A 17,955-nucleotide genomic window follows, 5' to 3' on the forward strand; every position below is an offset into this window, starting at 1 on the left:
CAAAACTAGAAGAAAACCCCTTAAAATCTACAAAGAAAACAGGTTCGACATGGTACGTTTAAACAATTTCCACCATCCAGCCTTCTCTACCGCCACGGGTGCGGTTATGTTAAACTCCTTGAGCCGTTTACCATCCTGATAGACAATCAGCTTGCCGACCGGATCACCTGCACGGACAGGAGCTTTCAAACTTGGAGCGAGTTGCAGCTCATGACGCAGCGTTTCCTTAGCTCCTCCCTTTTTCACCAGCACACTGTAGGAACGATCTGCCTGAATTTTCAGCTCCGGTAGTACACCCTTCTCGACTTTCACGCTTCCCAGAAGGTCACCCGGCTTGTACACTGATTTCATCGTGTATTGGGAAAAAGCATAATCAAACATGGAAGATACTTCATTGTTACGTGTTTTAGTATTCGGTTCGCCAAGTACGACAGCGACTACACGCATACCATCACGCTTGGCAGTAGCGGAAAGGCAAAATTTCGCTTCCCCCGTATAGCCTGTTTTCAGCCCGTCCGCTCCAGTATAGAAACGAACCAGCTTATTCGTATTCACCAACCAAAACGGCTTGGCCGAGGATTTGCGTAAATAGTCCTGGTACGCTCCTGTATATTTCGTAATTTGGGGATATTTCAACAGTTCACGGCTCATCACGGCAATATCATGCGCAGAAGAATAGTGATTTTTTACCGGCAAACCATTGCAATTGGCAAAATGGGTATCCTTTAAACCAAGCTGCTGCGCCTTGGCATTCATCAATTCGACAAAGGCCTGCTCAGAGCCCGCAAGTTTCTCAGCCATCGCCACGGAAGCATCGTTGCCGGAAGCCATCGCCACTCCCTTAAGCATCTCATCAACCGTCATTTCTTCTCCCGGCTCCAGAAAAATTTGTGATCCGCCCATCGAAGCCGCATATTCGCTGGCCCGTACTTTGTCGGTCAGCTTGAGTTTGCCATCATGAATAGCCTCCATCGTCAGCAGCATGGTCATAATTTTGGTAATACTCGCCGGAGGAAGCTTTTCACGGCTATTTTTTTCATAGATGACTGTTCCCGTATCCGCATCCATCAGGATCGCCGAGAGAGCCTCGGGAGCCAGCTCGGCCGCAGAACCCTCTTTGGGCTTGCTTTCAGGCTTGCTTTCCTCGGCCCAACCGCCGACGGGGACAGCAGTCAAGGCTACCAGACAAGCCAGGATGAACGCTACCACTTTTTTCTTCACAATCGGTTCCCTCCTCAACATATTGGCGTAAAGCACCGGAGCCCGTAAGCTTACTCCTCCGGCCTATTCGCGTGCTGCTAACCATTGTCGTCAGATTGGATGAAAAATATTCCATACGCCTGAAAACATCAAATAGCACCAAGCTGAGCCAGCATGGTGCGGATTTTCCAAATTTAATATAAAAGAACGCCTATCGTCTGCGTGACAGCGACTTATATTCGGCTGATCGTGAGGTACGTAAGTCCTCCACCTGGTAAAATATCCGTTTTATTTTGGCTGAACACCCGTATATCAATAAAAGAATCGGCTTCCAGCTTCAGTTCAATCGTGCCACTCAAAGCACTGTAGTTCGGCCCGCCAATCACCCGATCATCGAAATAAGCATACGCCGAACTGCCGGCAATCTGTTCATCATTCACATGGAGCGCCAGCCGTGTACGATTGCCATCCACTTGAGGATCGGTCGAAATATAGGCTTGTATTCTGTACTTCCCGGCTTGTTTGGCCCGCCAGCGGTTGCCCGTAGCCTCAAACTCGGTCATTTCATCATAGCTGATCTGGTTGAAGTGTACCTTCTGCCAACTGCCTGCGAGGATATTTTGTCTTGCTCCCAGGTAGGCTTTGACAAAGGTTTTATCCAAATGCTCGATTCCGTTGTTCGAATATTTCTCCACTAGCAGCAAAGCCTGCCCTGTCCCGTTGTTTTTATAATAACGGTTATCCACGTAATTGAAATCCAAATGCGAACGAAGCGTCGCCTGCTGCGTGGATGAGCTGCCGGAGAAGGAAACCAGATTCCTCAAATTGCGTGGATATCCACCCACCTCATCCACTAAAATTTTTTTACCAATGACCACATCTACAAAATAATCACATACTGACCGGTAGTTGTCGTCGTTTTTGTCCCTGAATTTGTCCGCGATGGCTAAAATGGAGTCGCGAAGAGCGACATTCTTCGTCTCCTTCGTGACACCAATTTGAATAAAAGACGGAACCGTCACTCTATGTTCTAAGCTTAGCCCCTCAAACCAGCAGCCTATAAATTCGGCATTCATAAAATCATCAATTCGAATGGGGATATCACCTGAGCTTCCGTCCTTAATGTGCTGGCTGGCCAAAAATCTGGCCCCGTTGGAGCTATTCAGATCGAGCGCCGTATCATTCCCCAGTGTAAAAAGCGCAAGGCTGGTAAACTGTGAACTTCTGTTCTGCAAGTGAATACCCGTTTTATTGTAATTAATCTCCGTACAATTAAATAAATCCACATCGCTTTCGTAGCCCCAAAAAGCCGTCTCAAAATGCTCAATCAACACATTATCCAGCGTAACTCCGCCGCCCTTCCAATCTTGAATGCCTAAAGCACCTTTTCCATAATATCCGCGCTTCACTTCCTGAGAAAAAGGATTATTTAATGATGCTCGATCCGTCCCTTCGTACCGGATGGCCAGGTCATGAAACTGCACATTTTGAAAGCCGCTAAACGATGGAAGACTCTCGTCTCCAATTTGAAAACAAGGGCCCGTACCATAGTATTCAATCGACGTAACCCCCTTACCCTGTCGGTATCTGCCCTTATGAATACCAAAAATGCGTATGCCCTGTTTGCGAATCTGTAGGGTGGAGGTTATTTTGTATCGTCCACTCGGGATATGAAGTATGGAATAGTCGGGAGTCTTATTGATCAGTTCCTGCAAAGCTGCCGTATCGTCCTGAACACCGTCACCTGCCGCTCCAAACCAGCTTGCATTTACACTACGTTGGATGAATTCCTTTTCAATGCTTTTAAAATTTTCATTTAATTGCTGCAGCGTCAGCTCTGTGCCCGTACTACTCAAATTCAACTTCAAACGGTCTGTGAAACGATCCGTCACCCGAACACCCCCATTTATAAAAACTTTGAAAATATATCTTTCAGACAGAGCTGAAGGATTTTGCATTTTCTTAACATGGACTGAGTATATGCACGAGACAGCTTGCTCTACACTTGAGAAAAATGAAAATTAAAAATTTTATCATTGTACAAAAAGATACATTTTGTATAAAATAGATACATATCGTATCCGGGTGGTGAATGTGTGAAGACTGTCCTTACAGTGGTCGGTTTACTGGCTTTTTCGATTCCATATGCCTGTCAGGGCTTGTCTCCCAGAGTGATCGCAATTTCCCTGCTTATCCTGTTGTTTAGCTATCTGATGCTGTTGCCCTCGCTAAAGCCACTGATCGCAACCTTGGCTGATAATCCGTTGCTGACCTTGCTCATGATGTACATAGCTGCCTCCTGTTTATGGGCTGAACAGGAACAGACCTCATCTATGCTGATGGTGCTTAAATTCGTTGCTTTTTCCACCTTTGGACTTTATCTGGTTACCCATTATACGACGCAAGGCTGTATCCGCCTGTTGGTCATTACGTTAAGTATTTTGAGCATACTCAATCTACTAGCGGTATTGCTCGTTCCCTCCTTTGCCATTCATGGAGGTGTCGAACATACAGGGCTGTGGAAAGGCATTTCCGGTCATAAAAACACACTAGGAACGCTCTCTCTGCTATGTTTTGTTTCACATGTCATTTATTTTTTCAGGGGAACACGCAAAGCTTTGCATGTTGGCTTTATTTTGCTGAATGCCTTACTGCTCATCAAATGCCAATCCACTACCTCGTTGCTGCTAACTTCTTCCCTGTTCACGTTCATCCTGTTTATATTGCTATTCAAAAGAATCCGAAGCGTTGCGCTGCGTGGTTTCTTCATTAGCAGTTCCTGCCTGCTTTTGCTTTTGAGTCTCGTGTTCGCCTTGAGCTACGGAGATGCGATTGCATCGGAATTCGGCAAGACAACAACCTTGACCGGAAGAACAGAAATCTGGCAGGGGATTGCAGGCGCCATTGATAGTCACTACTGGTTTGGTTATGGCTACGGCTCCTTCTGGGCAAACCGGCCCAGCATCTATGCCAATGGAATCCGATTTGATCTGACAAGCAGCCACAGCGGATTTCGGGATCTGTGGATCGATATCGGCCTCACAGGACTGTTAGCAACCATTACACTCGTCATAACCACTTTATTTAAATTCAGAATCGGTAAAACCGATATGTATACATGGCTGACGGCAGCTGTCTTTTTCCTATTCATTGTATTGAACAATATTACAGACAGCCGCTTTCTGAATTCTCTGGCGATCTACTGGATCATATTCGTTGTTATTGTGATTAAGGTACAGGAACGGCATAGACTGACAGTAGCAGAAAAGGCGAATACGACAGGCATGCAGCACGCCTCCATCACATTAGGAACTACCAACCGAACAGCACGCAAAAAAGAACCCCGTTTTCCTACGCCTTAACTGGCGTTGGGAACGGGGTTCTTGGGATGTGACAACCTACATTTGTGGAATAATCCCCAATACGAGATTCAAAAATTTCTCACGTACCTTCTCTGCTGTCTCCATTACTTCGTCGTGGGACAGAGGCTGATCCAAAATGCCTGCCGCCATGTTCGTGATACAGGAGAAGCCCAGCACCTCAATGCCTGCATGACGGGCTACAGTGACCTCAGACACCGTGGACATACCCACCGCATCTGCACCCAGTGTGCGCAGCATAACGATTTCAGCAGGCGTTTCATAGTTTGGACCCAGCAATCCGGCATATACGCCCTCCTGCAAGCTGAAGCCCTGCTGAGCAGCGGTTTGCTTGGCAATCCCGCGCAAGCGACGGCTATATGCCTCCGACATGTCAGGGAAGCGAACACCCAGAGCTGCATCGTTCGGTCCAATCAGCGGATTTTGTCCTGTCAGATTGAGATGATCCGAGATAACCATCAGATCGCCCGCCTCGTAAGACGTATTGACACCGCCTGCCGCATTTGTCACCAACAAGCTTTGAATACCCAATTGCTTCATGACCCGAACCGGGAAAGCCGTAAGCTGCGGGCCATAACCCTCATACATATGGAAGCGGCCCTTCATCATAACTACAGCGCGACCTTCAATGGTCCCTAACAGCAATTCTCCTTCATGACCTTCTACCGTCGATACGGGAAAATGGGGGATATCCTGATAAGGAATACTAATTCCTTCCTGAATCAAATCGGCCAGAATGCCGAGACCTGAGCCCAAAATAAGGCCAATTTCCGGACGGATTCCGCTCTTGGCACGGATATAATCTGCTGCTTCCTGAATCGTAGCTTGGTTGGCTGTTGACATCAATATCTCTCCTGACTTGTACAATCGTTAGTTATAGTTGCCGTTATCGATTACTATAATGATGATTATGGTAAACCATCATCACATGCGATCCTTGCCGTCGCTGGATATACGGTTGCCGCCGTGTGGGTGATGCTTTTCGTAGACTTCCTTCATACTTCGCTTGGCTGTCTGCGCATAAACCTGCGTCGTGGACAGATCGGCATGGCCCAGCATCTCCTGTACGGAGCGCAAATCCGCTCCGCCCTCCAGCATATGTACGGCAAAAGAATGCCGCAGGGTATGTGGTGTAATATCCCCGCTTATGCCTGCTTCCTGACCGTACTTCTTGATCATTTTCCAGAAACCCTGTCTGCTGAGACGCTGACCGGATACATTGAGGAACAAGGCTTCCTGTTTTACCTGAGCCTCCTCACCCTGCCCGGATCGCAGCAATAACCCACCCTGCCCGGATCGCAGCAATAACCCACGCTGCTCGTCCATGTACGCTTGTGCCCACTGCGATGCCTCACGGCTGATCGGCACAACACGCTCCTTGCCCGCCTCACCGCCACAGTGAACAAAACGCAGATCGGTGCGTACATCACGCACATTCAGGGCCATCAACTCGGATACACGGATGCCTGTCGCATACAGCAGTTCCAGCATCGCCTTGTCCCGTCCCCCTTGCGGGGTGGAAACATTCGGCGCTGCCAGCAGACGCTCTATCTCATCCTGCGTGAGCACAGAAGGCTTCTTTTTGTTGGCCTTCGGCAGTTCCAGCAAGACAGACGGGTCATGACCCGTAATCCCCTCCCGAATGAGAAAATGGAAAAAGGAGCGGATAGAGGCTACCCTGCGCGAAATCGTCGCTGCGGCTTTTCCCTGTTCCTTCAAGCGTCCTAAATACAGCACCAGATGGGAGCGTTGAATATTGTCCAGCTGCTCAATGCCGCAGCTTTCAGCAAACTCGACAAACTGCTGTACGTCCCGATGATACGCTTCCAATGTGCTAGGCGACAAGCCCTTTTCGTCTTCCATATATCGAACAAAAGGTTGAATATACATTTTCATGAGTTCCAGAAGTCTCCTTGTCCTGCATACAACGGTTCAGTCGGATCAGTCCCAGCGTTTGTTTTCTTAAAAAACGACCTCTGTGTCATAAGCGGATACAAGCTCAACTGCATAGGCTATTCTCCATACCAGTAAAAGAAACGTAGACGCTCCGACACTGCCGTCTTATGCTCGGGTACGTCGGATAATTCCTGCCCGCCGAATACCTTGACTGCATGTCCTTCCGGTATCCGGTAATGATCCACAGGTGTAATCCAATCTCTGAACAACCCAAGGCTATAATAGAACATACATACCAAAGCCCCGAACAGTATGACCAGTCGCAGCCATTTCAGTCCTCTCCGCAACGATAGTACCATGTGAATCAGCCGCCTTTTTTCCAGATTATAGGACCTATTAGAGCCCTCTATGGAAGAGTATGACAAGCTGTTCCTTTTTATTCCGCTTAATGTCGTATAGCAGATCCCGAACCAAAAAAGCTCCCCCCGAACGCGTCTTCGCCGGTGAGAGCTTGGGTTGTCAGCTTATTAATCCTGAGGTTTGTTTTTCTTGGTTTTACCCAAAAATTTCTGGGCGGTCGTATCGTTCTTCGTCTTACAACGATAACAAATGCCGTGAAAGTCCAAACGGTGGTCCACTACGGTAAAGTTATATTCCCGTTCCAGACGCTCTTCCAGCGGTCCAAGCCAATCCTCCAGTATTTCATCCACACTGCCGCACTGCACACATATCAAATGGTGGTGGTGATGCTTGGTCGTATCGCCGCGCAGATCATAACGCGCAACGCCATCACCAAAATTGATTTTCTCCACGACGTGCAGTTCACTTAGCAGTTCTAGGGTACGGTATACGGTTGCCAGACCGATTTCGGGAGCTTTCTCTTTAACGAGCATAAATACATCTTCCGCACTCAGATGATCATCTTCGTTCTCAAGTAAAACTCTGACGGTGGCTTCCCGCTGAGGCGTTAGTTTGTAGCCCTGGGATTGCAACTGCTGCTTAATTTTATCGATCCGTGCTTCCATGTGTCTCCCTCCCCCTGCAAAAGCTACTGCCCACTGCACTTTTTTTCACTCCTATTATTATAGGGGGTCTATACAAATAAAGTCAAACATTTTGAAACGGAGTCAAGGAGACACGGAAGCAGTCAGCATGGGAGTAACCCACTGCATCATAACCGGGGTTACCCAAGTTTCAAAGGATGCACTTCCAACGAGGAGCAACATCATTGCAGCGGTCAGCCCTGCGTAGGACAGGAACGGACGCAGCATTCCGTCAGATGGCCGTGTAGCAAGTATTTTAGTTTTGATCATATGAATGGAAAAGGTCATCGCAGCCACACTGCACACGAGCAGTACCGGAATGACGATTAAATTGTGGGGGGCCACGGAGACGAGGGAAAATAACAGCCCTTTCCACGAATATTGTCCTACCATATACCCTACCGAAAATCCGATCAATACACCCTTGAGGAAATTCAGTACGAGAATGCCAGGAAGACCGATGACCGAAAGACCACATACCCAGATCAAACCGACCCATTTTAGATGTAGAGAGACGCTATCCCAAAAGGTTGAGGTCGCTTGCGAACCAGCAGAGCCCTGTTCATTTTGATTTACCGTCACAAAAAAATCCTTCAGATAACGCGATAAATCCTGAAGCTGCTCCAGCGAGAGCGCGTTCACCATCAGTGCACCAAAGACGACTCCCACCAGAAACAGCACGGCCAAAAAAACATAATACGGCGTCTGATCCTTTAACGTATGACGAAACCATTGCATCGGCGTCCTGCCCCTTTCATCTGCTTGTTTGTCCAAAAAACAACCGTATCCGACGGCTGCTGGCTAGGATTCGGGGCAGCTTACGCTGCAAAAGAAGATTCACGAGTGATGTGCCAAGCCAACGGCATAGATATTTAATGGTTATGAACAAGCAGACCCCGATATGACTCTAATAGGACATGACTTTATAGCGACAAAACTTTACTAGGACTTAGCTATTTTGCCGTAGGTTCCACCACCACCGGATACGAGGGACAGTCGTCCCTCCCTGGAAAGGACAATCTGCTCTGCCAACACTTCTCCGACAACCGCCGCCAGTTGTTCCTGTGTGACCTCATGTAAAATATTCATTTCTGTTCCGAACGCATTCAGCAGATGGTTCAGCTTGGCTTTGCCCAGACCAGGGATAAACTCCAGCGGAATCTGGTAAATGTACGGTGGACGGTGCGATGGAATTACAGGCTGCTCACGGTCAGCTATACTCCAAATCCGATCCAGCACGCCCCGCACCAGCTTGGTATGACCACAAGCAGGGCAGCGTTCGTCCGCCATCTCTTGCTCGTCCATAATCGTACCGCAGCTTTGACAGTAGGAACGATGGTACTTGCCCAGCTTCGGATTTAATCCATAATTGGCAGACACCCGTCGTCCTTTCCGGCGCTCCAAAGCCATTCTGAATTCATCAAAGCTCGGCTTTGCCATGGATAATTTGTTGTACTCCCGTCCAATTTTGCCGAGCGAATGGGCATCCGAATTAGTCAGGAAGCTGAAACGGTCCAGCTCCGAGATCAATCCGGCCATAGACGAATCCGCGCTTAACCCCAGCTCCACCCCGCTAATGAGCTGCATATCCAGCAGTTCCTCCATACGAGCCGCAGAGCTGCCGTATATGCCCTTATGAGGGGTGAACACATGCGCTGGCACCATTATGCCTCCACGGCCGTAAATTTGCTGCTGTAGCTCACGTGGTGGGGCATAGATACGCTGCGAGCTGAGATTGACATTTTTCATGTGCCGAGCCATCCATTGCGTAAAATCCTCCATCGCCGACATATTGGGAAAATAGGCCAAGATGTGAGCCTCGGGACGACCTTCCGCCCGAATCTCCAGCTCCGTTCCCAGCAGCACAACCGTATCCCGGTACGCGATACCGCCACCGCTGATTTCCGCCATTTCACCTGTTTGTAAATAAGCGTGGATATCCTCCTGCACGTTCGGCGCGTGACAGTCAATGATCCCGATCAGTCCGATCCCCTTGCGTCCAGATGCTTCCTTGGCAATGTTGGCAAAAGTCAGGTCCCGACTGCCGCTAATTTTGACCGGATCTCCTTTTTCCGTTCTGCCGATATGAATATGGAGATCAGCATAGTAATCTGTAAGTTCCACCGTATTTCCATTCATACCGCTTAGAAGCCTCCTGTGTGTTGGTGAAGCTGCCACGCATAGACGGCCAGAATCGTTTTGGCGTCACTAATCCGACCTTCGCGAATGAGTGTCTGCGCTTCCTCCAGCGTCACCTCAAACAGCTCCAGAAACTCATCCTCATCCGGTTCCATCTCTCCCAGTTCCAGTTCTTCAGCCACATACAGATGAATGATTTCATCCGCAAATCCCGGGGAAGTATAAAAGGAATGTAGCAGCTTCAGTGACTTAGCAGTATAGCCTGTCTCTTCTCTCAGCTCGCGTCCCGCCGCCTCCATTGGATCTTCGCCCTTCTCCAGCTTGCCTGCCGGGATTTCCACCTCACAGCGGCCCATCGCCTGTCTGTACTGATCCACGACCAGCATTTTCCCCTCATGCAGCGCCAACACAGCCACCGCCCCCGGATGCTTCACGATTTCACGCTTACCCGTGGAGCCGTCGGGAAGCTCTACCGTATCCACCTGTAACGTGATCACCTTTCCTTCAAAAATGGGCTGCGTGGATACCGTTTTTTCCTCCAACGCAGGATTGGAATAAGGTCTGCGGTCTGGTTTATTCACCTGTTCGTTCACTGGATCTTTCTTATGATTGTTCACTAGCATGTTGCCTCCTTCGTCATCTCTCTCTCTTCATTTAGCTATCGCCAGCTTTGGTCTAACTTGTCCACTTCGGGCATATGGTGGTATTATAACAAATTTCCCTGTTCAAAGGAGATTCGCCAATGAAAAGCTACCGTACCGAAACCACTCTCCATATTGTCGGCAAAGCCTGGCAGATTCAAGCCCTTCTGCGGCAATGGCAAAAAGAACACGGCTCCGCTGCCACTATCGCCTCGCTCATGGTGCCAAAAAAGGTTCAGGTCTAAAGACAAGGGAATGCTATCCCTGTCTTTAGCCTGAACCTATGTGTATCGTGCGAGTCTTACTTCGTCGCCTGTTGAATAAGAGCTACGACCACCTCGGCAACCTTCACCAGATCATCTGCCTTGATTTTTTCCTGTGTCGTATGAATGTTCTGATAGCCAACAGCCAGATTCACCGTGGGAACCCCCAGCCCGTTGAATACATTGGCATCCGAGCCACCACCCGAATGGAAGGTCGGCGTTGCCAGCCCCAGCCCTTGTATAGCACGCTGCGCCACCTGTACAATTTCATCATGCTCCGTAAAGCTGAATGCCGGATAAATGACTTCACTGCGGAATTCTCCCTGTGCACCAAATTCACGCGCGGTAGTTTCCAGTGCTTCACGCATATGCTGGATTTGATGATTAACCTTCTCCTGCACAATACTGCGTGCCTCTGCCCGGATCAGTACAAAATCACATACAACATTCGTTGCTCCGCCGCCCTCGAAGCTGCCGATGTTAGCAGTCGTTTCCTTATCAATCCGTCCCAGCTTCATGTTGGAAATGGCCTTGGAGGCTACTTGAATGGCACTGATGCCATCTTCAGGATTTACACCCGCATGAGCAGATTTTCCAGTAATTTTCATTTCAATACGAGCCTGCGTTGGCGCAGCCACACAAATCGAGCCTACTTCACCATTGGAATCCAACGCATACCCAAAGTCGGCATCCAGCAATTCCGGTTTCATTGCCCGTGCGCCAAACAGACCAGACTCCTCACCTGCCGTAATCACAAACTGAATTTGTCCATGGGGAATTTTCTGCTCACGCACGACACGAATCGCCTCGAACAAAGCGGCAATCCCTGCCTTATCGTCTGCCCCCAAAATTGTTGAACCGTCACTACGAATCCAGCCATCCTCACCCAACTGCGGCTTAATGCCTTTGCCTGGTGTAACGGTATCCATATGGCAGGTAAAAAACAATTTAGGTGCTTGCTCCGCGCCTTCTGCTTTCCAGGTTACGATCAGATTACCCGAACCATGTCCGGTTCTTTCGCGGGAATCATCTTCTATTACCTCAAGCCCAAGCGCATTGAATTTCTCTTTCAGAACACGCGATATTTCCTGCTCGTGCTTGGTTTCGCTATCCACCTGTACGAGTTCCATAAATTCTTGTATGATTCGGTCTTTCACTACTTTTGCCGTCATTGAACTTCCCTCTCTTTCTCGTTTACGCTACAATATGGATAGATAGTCTTATATCTGACTTAAACCTATCCTAAAGGAGTTACACATGCCGAACAAAAAATGGGTTCGTTTTTTCGTCTACATTATGCTCGCCGCGATGATTGGCTCTACGCTATTCATGGTGATTGAGCCGTTGATTATGCCACTATAATGGATTGCGCCACTCAAGATATTCTCCCGGCCCAGTGCTCCATGGAGACTGTAGCTGGACAAGCTGCGGCGCAAGAAAACAAGCGGGCTTCCGTGTACATCACAGAATAGCCCGCCTTTGCTTTATTGGAGGGAATGACTTTGCCATTCCGCCTCAAATGAAAATTGCTCCTCAAAGTAAGGCACAATCTCCTTCGCAATCTGCTCCACTGAAAAAGTCTGCTGTGTGCAGTCCTCCAATGAAGTCACTCCGTATTCCTGAATTCCGCATGGAACGATACCCTGAAAGCCCTCATGCTGTATCCCTGATTTGATATTGAAGGCAAAACCATGACTGGTCACAAAGCCCCGACGGTGCTTACATTTGTTGAATTTGACTCCTATGGCCGCGATTTTAAGATTCCCGACCCATACCCCTGTATATTCAGGCTTGCGACTTCCTGCAATACCATAGGACGCCAGCAACCGAATGATCACCTCTTCCAGACTCCTGAGGTATCCGTGCAGGTCAAGCGCCTCTCGGTTGCCCAGCATAAGCAGGGGATATCCGACCAGTTGGCCCGGCCCATGATATGTAATGTCTCCCCCACGGTCAATCTGAAAGACGCTGATTCCCTGAGCTTTCAACTGCTCCGGCGTGAGAAGCAGATGCTCAGGATGCCGCTGAGAGCCAATCGTGTAGGTCGGAGGGTGCTGGAGAAGCATAAGCGTTTCCCTCGCCTCCCCCGCATCCAGCTTACCTACAATATCCTTTTGGATATCCCATGCATGGGCATACTCCATCCTATTCGTATAGGTTACATCCAGCGGTCGTCTGTTCACGGCCTGTCACTTCCTCTCCGTCCATTTACCCAACTGTTCGGATGATTAGTACAGCTTCGTATCCAAGGTGTAGCCTTCCAGGTTTTCTTTGACCCGTTGCAGGAATCGTCCACAAATAACACCATCCAAAATCCGATGATCCAGTGACAGACACAGGTTGGCCATCGAGCGAACCGCAATCATATCATCAATGACCACTGGTCTTTTAACGATGGATTCAAAGGTCAGAATCGCAGCCTGCGGATAGTTAATCACCGGATAAGAGAGAATTGAACCAAAGGAGCCTGTATTGTTCACGGTAAATGTTCCGCCCTGCATGTCATCCAGCTTGAGCGTACCTTCCCGTGTTTTACGTGCCAAATCGTCAATTTCACGCGCCAGTCCGGCAATATTTTTCTGATCCGCTTTTTTAATAACAGGTGTCAAAACCGCGTCCTCTGTACCCACGGCCAGGGAAATGTTGATATCTCTTTTGACGATAATTTTATCCACAGCCCACACCGAATTCATGATCGGATATTCCTTGATGGCATTCACGACTGCTTTCATGAGGAAAGCCAGGTACGTAATGTTGATACCTTCTTTTTGCTTGAACTCGTTTTTGATCTTGTTGCGGAGCAGCACCAGATTAGTCACATCCACCTCAATCATCGTCCAGGCATGTGGAATTTCCGAGACACTTTGCCGCATATTGCGGGCAATCGCACTACGAATCGGTGTAACGTCGATAAAATACTCCGATCTGTTATTGTTGTCACCCTCAACTTCGATCACAGGAGCTTTCGGAGCCTCCGTCAAATGAATACCGCTGTTGCGTACCGGAATAGCAGGGTCCATATTTTGAATCGGTGTACTTTGCTGAGCGGTGGACTGCTGTCTTCCGACAAAAGGAGAGCCTTGTCCTGGTGTCGTCGCAGTTGGCTGTTCAGATGCCATGGCCTGAGCGGAACCACCCTGTTGTACATAATTCAGTACATCTTTGCGAGTAATTCGTCCGCCCATGCCCGTGCCCATCACCTGGTTCAAGTCGATGCTGTGCTGAGCAGCCAGTGTTTGCACCGCCGGGGAAAAACGTCCCCGCATGGATTGATCTGAGGCAGCACCCTGTTGGGGATGTACTTGTACTTGTACTTGTGTGTTGCCTTGAGGTGCTGGCGAAACGGGAGTCGCTCCAGTTGATACAGCAGGTGCAGCCGACTTCGTCTGTATACGGCAAATTAACTCTCCAACGGCTACCGTCTGACCCTCCTCTGCCAACAGATCCCCCATAATTCCGTCCAATGTCGATGGAATTTCCGCGTTCACTTTATCTGTAATGACCTCGCAAATCGGTTCGAATTGCTCCACCGTTTCGCCAGGTTGTTTCAGCCATTTTGCAATTGTCGCCGACACAAGCGATTCAGCCAATTGGGGCATGGTCACGTCGGTCCATTGTTTTTGGTCTGACATTTTTTCAACTCCTTAACATCATAGGAGGGCGCGTTTTACCACAACCCCCGCTACACTTTTGGAATGCTTTCGTCCAATCCGCTCCATATTAATACATTGCAAGACGGTGCATCGCTTCCTTAACCTTATCCTTGTTCAACATATAAAACTTCTCCATCGGCGGGCTGATCGGCATTGCAGGCACGTCTGGAGCGCACAGGCGCTCAATCGGCGCATCCAGCTCGAACAGACATTCCTCATTAATAATTGCGGATACCTCAGCACCAATACCGCCCGTTTTGTTGTCTTCGTGTACGATGAGTACCTTGCCCGTATGCTTTGCAGCTTCAATGATGGCCTGACGATCCAGCGGCTGGAGTGTGCGCAAATCCACAACATGTGCAGTAATGCCCTCTTCCTTCTCCAGCTCCTCAGCAGCCTGCATAACAAAATGTAGCGGCTGGCTGTACCCGATGACCGTAATATCGTCACCCTCACGCAGCAAATTGGCTTTACCAATCGGAACGATGTAATCATCATCAGGTACTTCACCCTTGATCAGCTTGTAGCATTTTTTGTTTTCAAAATACAGCACCGGATCAGGGTCGCGGATGGCTGCTTTCAGCAGTCCCTTGGCGTCATACGCGGTAAAAGGAGCTACAATTTTCAGACCCGGTGTACCAAAAAAGATAGATTCTGGACACTGTGAATGATACAAACCGCCAAAAATACCGCCACCGATAGGCGCACGGATCACAACAGGACAGCTCCAGTCGTTGTTAGAGCGATAGCGAATTTTAGCTGCTTCACTAATAATCTGATTGGTTGCTGGAAGCATGAAGTCCGAATATTGCATTTCGGCAATCGGCTTCATTCCGTACATAGCTGCACCAATGGCAACACCAGCTATAGCCGATTCTGCCAACGGCGTATCCATGACACGCTGCTCACCGAATTGATCCATAAGACCCTTGGTGGTCGTAAAGACACCACCCTTAACACCAACATCCTCACCTAACACAAAAACCGTTTCATCCTGCTCCATTTCTTCCTTCATAGCAAGACGAATCGCATCAATATATTCCATAACCGCCATAATTATCGGCCCTCCCCATCGCTGTCAGCATAGACATGCAATAGCGTATCTTCGGGCTTCGGAAAAGGCGCATTATCTGCATATTCAATCGCTTCCTTGACCTCGAGCAGCAGCTCAGCCGACAAATCCGCGTCCTTGGCCTCATCCCAAATGCCGCATTCCAGCAAATAATTTTTCATACGGGCTACGCCGTCCTTGGCCCAGTTCTCATCCACTTCCTCTTTGGTCCGGTAAGCCAGATCATTATCCGAGGTAGAGTGAGGAGACAGGCGGTACATCATCGCTTCAATAAGCGTTGGCCCCTCGCCACGAATAGCACGTTCACGCGCTTCCTTGACAGCTGCATAAACGGCCAGCGCATCGTTGCCATCGACCCGAATTCCAGGGAAACCGTAGCCCAAAGCACGGTCGCTCACCTTGCCCGCCATCTGCTTATGAACCGGAACCGATATCGCATATTGATTGTTTTCACACATAATGATGACTGGCAGCTTCTGCACACCTGCAAAGTTACAGCCTTCGTGAAAATCCCCCTGATTGCTGGAGCCTTCACCAAATGTAACGAACGATACAAAATCCTTCTTCTGCATCTTGGCAGCCAGCGCTACACCCACTGCGTGTGGAACCTGCGTCGTCACCGGGCTGGAGCCTGTCACAATACGCAGCCGTTTACTGCCGAAATGACCGGGCATCTGCCGACCACCGCTGTTTGGATCATCCGCCTTAGCGAATGCCGATAGCATCAATTCGCGTGGCGTCATACCAACCGCAAGTACGAATCCGTAATCCCGGTAATAGGGAAGAAAATAGTCCTTCTCCCGGTCCAGTCCAAAAGCCGCACCTACTTGTGCCGCCTCCTGCCCAATACCGGAAACGTGAAAATTAATTTTTCCTGCCCGTTGCAGGAGCATGTTGCGCTCGTCAAATCTTCTTGCGAGCAGCATATATCTGTACATGTCAATAACTTGTCCGTGAGTCAGTCCCAGCTGTTCATGTCTGAAGCCAGCGTCTACAGCGCCTTTTGAACTCATTGAGGCACCTCCTTAAGTGTCAAACATCCTACTACCAGCACCTAGTACCATCTTGTCTTAAAACCTGGTACTAAACTCTGGCTAACCCCATTATAATCCTTTTCTCCCCAAAAAGAAAAGCACCGATTTATTAAGATAAAATTATATCCCTATTGCCTGTCCATCAACCGCTAGCATCGCTTCTCCCAAAATCTCCGACAACGTCGGATGTGGGTGAGCAAGCTGTCCGACTTCCCAAGGGGTAGCATCCAGCAACTGTGCAAGGGCCGCCTCGCTGATAAGATCCGTCACATGCGTACCGATCATATGTACACCGAGAATATCATTCGTTTCTTTGTCGGCCACTACTTTGACGAACCCGTCCCGACTACCGTACACAAGCGACTTTCCGATGGCTTGAAAAGGAAACTTCCCTGTTTTCACCTGATGTCCACGCTCACGAGCTTCTTGCTCCGTCAAGCCAACACTCGCTGCCTCAGGACGTGTATAGATACAACGCGGAATTAGATGGTTCGGTACACTGTGAAATTCTTCGCCCGCCAGGTGATGAACCGCCTGCAAACCTTCATGACTCGCCGCGTGCGCCAGTTGCAAGCCCCCGATGCAATCCCCGATTGCATAGATATGGGGTTCATTGGTCTGCAAATGCTCATTAACCGAGATAAAGCCACGCTCTACTCGGATATCCGTATTTTCCAGTCCGATATTTTCCACATTCGCCTGACGACCTACCGAAATGAGCAGCTTGGAGGCTCTGAGGGTTTCGGTTTCCTCCCCTTTTTGCACGTCAATCTGTACGCCTTCCTCATCCTTGCCGTATGTTTCAGCCAGTACTTGCGAGCCCGTCAGCACCTTGATCCCCCGTTTTGTTAACAGGCGCTGCATTTCACGCGAAACGTCCTCGTCCTCGGTTGGAATAAGCCGATTCGCCGCCTCGACCACCGTAACCTCCACGCCAAAATCGTTCAGCATGGAAGCCCATTCCACGCCAATAACGCCACCACCTACGATAATCAGGGAAGCCGGCAATTCTTCCATCATCAACGCCTCGTCACTACTCAGAATAAATTCGCCATCCGGCTCCAATCCAGGCAACACACGCGGGCGTGATCCCGTTGCAATAATGAGATGGGCGGGAACAATCGTCTCCATCTCGCCATCTTCCAGCTCCACAGCAACTGCGCCGCTTTTTGGAGAAAAAATGGACGGTCCAATCACGCGCCCTTTGCCGCTCAGCACCGTGATTTTATTTTTACGCATCAAAAATTGCACGCCCTGATGTAGCTGCTCCACAACGGCTTCCTTGCGCTCTTGTACCTTAGGGAAAACAAGCTGCGCTCCCGAGGTCTCAATGCCGTATTGCGCACTTTCCTTGATCGTCGCATACACTTCCGCACTGCGCAGCAAAGCTTTGCTCGGGATACATCCACGATGCAGACAGGTTCCACCTAGCTTGTCCTTTTCAATAATGACGACTTCCTTGCCGAGCTGGGCTGCACGAATTGCTGCCACATATCCCCCGGTTCCTCCGCCCAAAATCGCAACATCACAATGTATAGTCATGCTTCTCCTCCAATAACATTATTATATATAGCTTGTTGTACTCTCTTTATTTCTCTGTACAAAATTTAGTGTGTTTATGCATAGGCTACAGG

The 17,955-nt window shown here is 49.1% G+C and carries 18 protein-coding genes; 3 read left to right on the plus strand and 15 right to left on the minus strand.

The genetic code is table 11. From position 1 onward, the window contains the following. Positions 1-27: 27 nt before the first annotated feature. Both HPL003_RS22885 and HPL003_RS22890 read right to left on the minus strand, forming a co-directional pair. A complete protein-coding gene (locus tag HPL003_RS22885) occupies positions 28-1,221 on the minus strand; it encodes a D-alanyl-D-alanine carboxypeptidase family protein (RefSeq protein ID WP_014282158.1) in 1,194 nt (397 codons plus the stop codon). Between the two features lie 212 nt (positions 1,222-1,433). Beyond that, complete coding sequence (locus tag HPL003_RS22890) at positions 1,434-3,092, minus strand: glycosyl hydrolase family 28-related protein (protein ID WP_014282159.1); 1,659 nt, start codon at positions 3,090-3,092, stop codon at positions 1,434-1,436. Between the two features lie 204 nt (positions 3,093-3,296). Here HPL003_RS22890 and HPL003_RS22895 point away from each other — a divergent pair, with 204 nt between their 5' ends. Continuing rightward, the gene (locus HPL003_RS22895; RefSeq protein WP_014282160.1) at positions 3,297-4,562 is read left to right on the plus strand and encodes an O-antigen ligase family protein; all 1,266 of its coding nucleotides are present in this window, start codon (positions 3,297-3,299) and stop codon (positions 4,560-4,562) included. 36 nt (positions 4,563-4,598) lie between these two features. On the opposite strand, the gene HPL003_RS22900 is transcribed toward HPL003_RS22895, so the two are convergent. The 7 genes from HPL003_RS22900 to HPL003_RS22930 form a co-directional block, all read right to left on the minus strand. Continuing rightward, positions 4,599-5,423, minus strand: coding sequence for a purine-nucleoside phosphorylase (locus HPL003_RS22900; protein ID WP_014282161.1), 825 nt, complete (start codon positions 5,421-5,423; stop codon positions 4,599-4,601). Between the two features lie 81 nt (positions 5,424-5,504). Further along, complete coding sequence (xerD, locus tag HPL003_RS22905; protein WP_014282162.1) at positions 5,505-6,476, minus strand: site-specific tyrosine recombinase XerD; 972 nt, start codon at positions 6,474-6,476, stop codon at positions 5,505-5,507. Between the two features lie 116 nt (positions 6,477-6,592). Next, positions 6,593-6,835, minus strand: coding sequence for a YqzK family protein (locus tag HPL003_RS22910; RefSeq protein ID WP_014282164.1), 243 nt, complete (start codon positions 6,833-6,835; stop codon positions 6,593-6,595). Positions 6,836-7,003: 168 nt separating this feature from the next. Then, positions 7,004-7,501 (minus strand): ferric iron uptake transcriptional regulator, encoded by a 498-nt coding sequence (fur, locus tag HPL003_RS22915; RefSeq protein ID WP_014282165.1) that lies wholly within the window; start codon positions 7,499-7,501, stop codon positions 7,004-7,006. 102 nt (positions 7,502-7,603) lie between these two features. Beyond that, a complete protein-coding gene (spoIIM, locus tag HPL003_RS22920) occupies positions 7,604-8,257 on the minus strand; it encodes a stage II sporulation protein M (RefSeq protein ID WP_014282166.1) in 654 nt (217 codons plus the stop codon). 204 nt (positions 8,258-8,461) lie between these two features. Next, entirely contained in the window at positions 8,462-9,658 is a 1,197-nt protein-coding gene (locus tag HPL003_RS22925; protein WP_014282167.1) for an endonuclease Q family protein, read from the minus strand. A gap of 5 nt (positions 9,659-9,663) precedes the next feature. Then, positions 9,664-10,275 (minus strand): NUDIX domain-containing protein, encoded by a 612-nt coding sequence (locus tag HPL003_RS22930; RefSeq protein ID WP_014282168.1) that lies wholly within the window; start codon positions 10,273-10,275, stop codon positions 9,664-9,666. Positions 10,276-10,400: 125 nt separating this feature from the next. Between HPL003_RS22930 and mciZ the strand changes: the two genes are divergently transcribed. Next, a complete protein-coding gene (gene mciZ / locus HPL003_RS27975; RefSeq protein WP_014282169.1) occupies positions 10,401-10,544 on the plus strand; it encodes a Z-ring formation inhibitor MciZ in 144 nt (47 codons plus the stop codon). A gap of 56 nt (positions 10,545-10,600) precedes the next feature. On the opposite strand, the gene HPL003_RS22935 is transcribed toward mciZ, so the two are convergent. After that, positions 10,601-11,734, minus strand: coding sequence for a tripeptidase T (locus HPL003_RS22935; RefSeq protein ID WP_014282170.1), 1,134 nt, complete (start codon positions 11,732-11,734; stop codon positions 10,601-10,603). An 85-nt stretch (positions 11,735-11,819) separates the two neighbouring features. On the opposite strand from HPL003_RS22935, the gene prli42 reads away from it, so the two are divergent. Next, on the plus strand, positions 11,820-11,924 hold the full coding sequence (prli42, locus tag HPL003_RS28255) for a stressosome-associated protein Prli42 (RefSeq protein ID WP_014282171.1): 105 nt from the start codon (positions 11,820-11,822) through the stop codon (positions 11,922-11,924). Positions 11,925-12,046: 122 nt separating this feature from the next. Here the strand turns inward: prli42 and lipB are convergent, their stop codons facing one another. From lipB to lpdA, 5 genes are all read right to left on the minus strand, one after another. Continuing rightward, positions 12,047-12,745: a lipoyl(octanoyl) transferase LipB gene (lipB, locus tag HPL003_RS22940; protein WP_014282172.1), complete on the minus strand. Its 699-nt coding sequence runs from the start codon at positions 12,743-12,745 to the stop codon at positions 12,047-12,049. Between the two features lie 45 nt (positions 12,746-12,790). Next, positions 12,791-14,194 (minus strand): dihydrolipoamide acetyltransferase family protein, encoded by a 1,404-nt coding sequence (locus HPL003_RS22945; protein ID WP_014282173.1) that lies wholly within the window; start codon positions 14,192-14,194, stop codon positions 12,791-12,793. Between the two features lie 88 nt (positions 14,195-14,282). Then, positions 14,283-15,269, minus strand: coding sequence for an alpha-ketoacid dehydrogenase subunit beta (locus tag HPL003_RS22950; protein WP_014282174.1), 987 nt, complete (start codon positions 15,267-15,269; stop codon positions 14,283-14,285). A gap of 2 nt (positions 15,270-15,271) precedes the next feature. Further along, the gene (locus HPL003_RS22955; protein WP_014282175.1) at positions 15,272-16,300 is read right to left on the minus strand and encodes a thiamine pyrophosphate-dependent dehydrogenase E1 component subunit alpha; all 1,029 of its coding nucleotides are present in this window, start codon (positions 16,298-16,300) and stop codon (positions 15,272-15,274) included. 141 nt (positions 16,301-16,441) lie between these two features. After that, the gene (lpdA, locus tag HPL003_RS22960) at positions 16,442-17,863 is read right to left on the minus strand and encodes a dihydrolipoyl dehydrogenase (protein ID WP_014282176.1); all 1,422 of its coding nucleotides are present in this window, start codon (positions 17,861-17,863) and stop codon (positions 16,442-16,444) included. Positions 17,864-17,955: the final 92 nt, after the last annotated feature.

Source organism: Paenibacillus terrae HPL-003, from assembly GCF_000235585.1.
GTDB lineage: Bacteria > Bacillota > Bacilli > Paenibacillales > Paenibacillaceae > Paenibacillus > Paenibacillus terrae_B.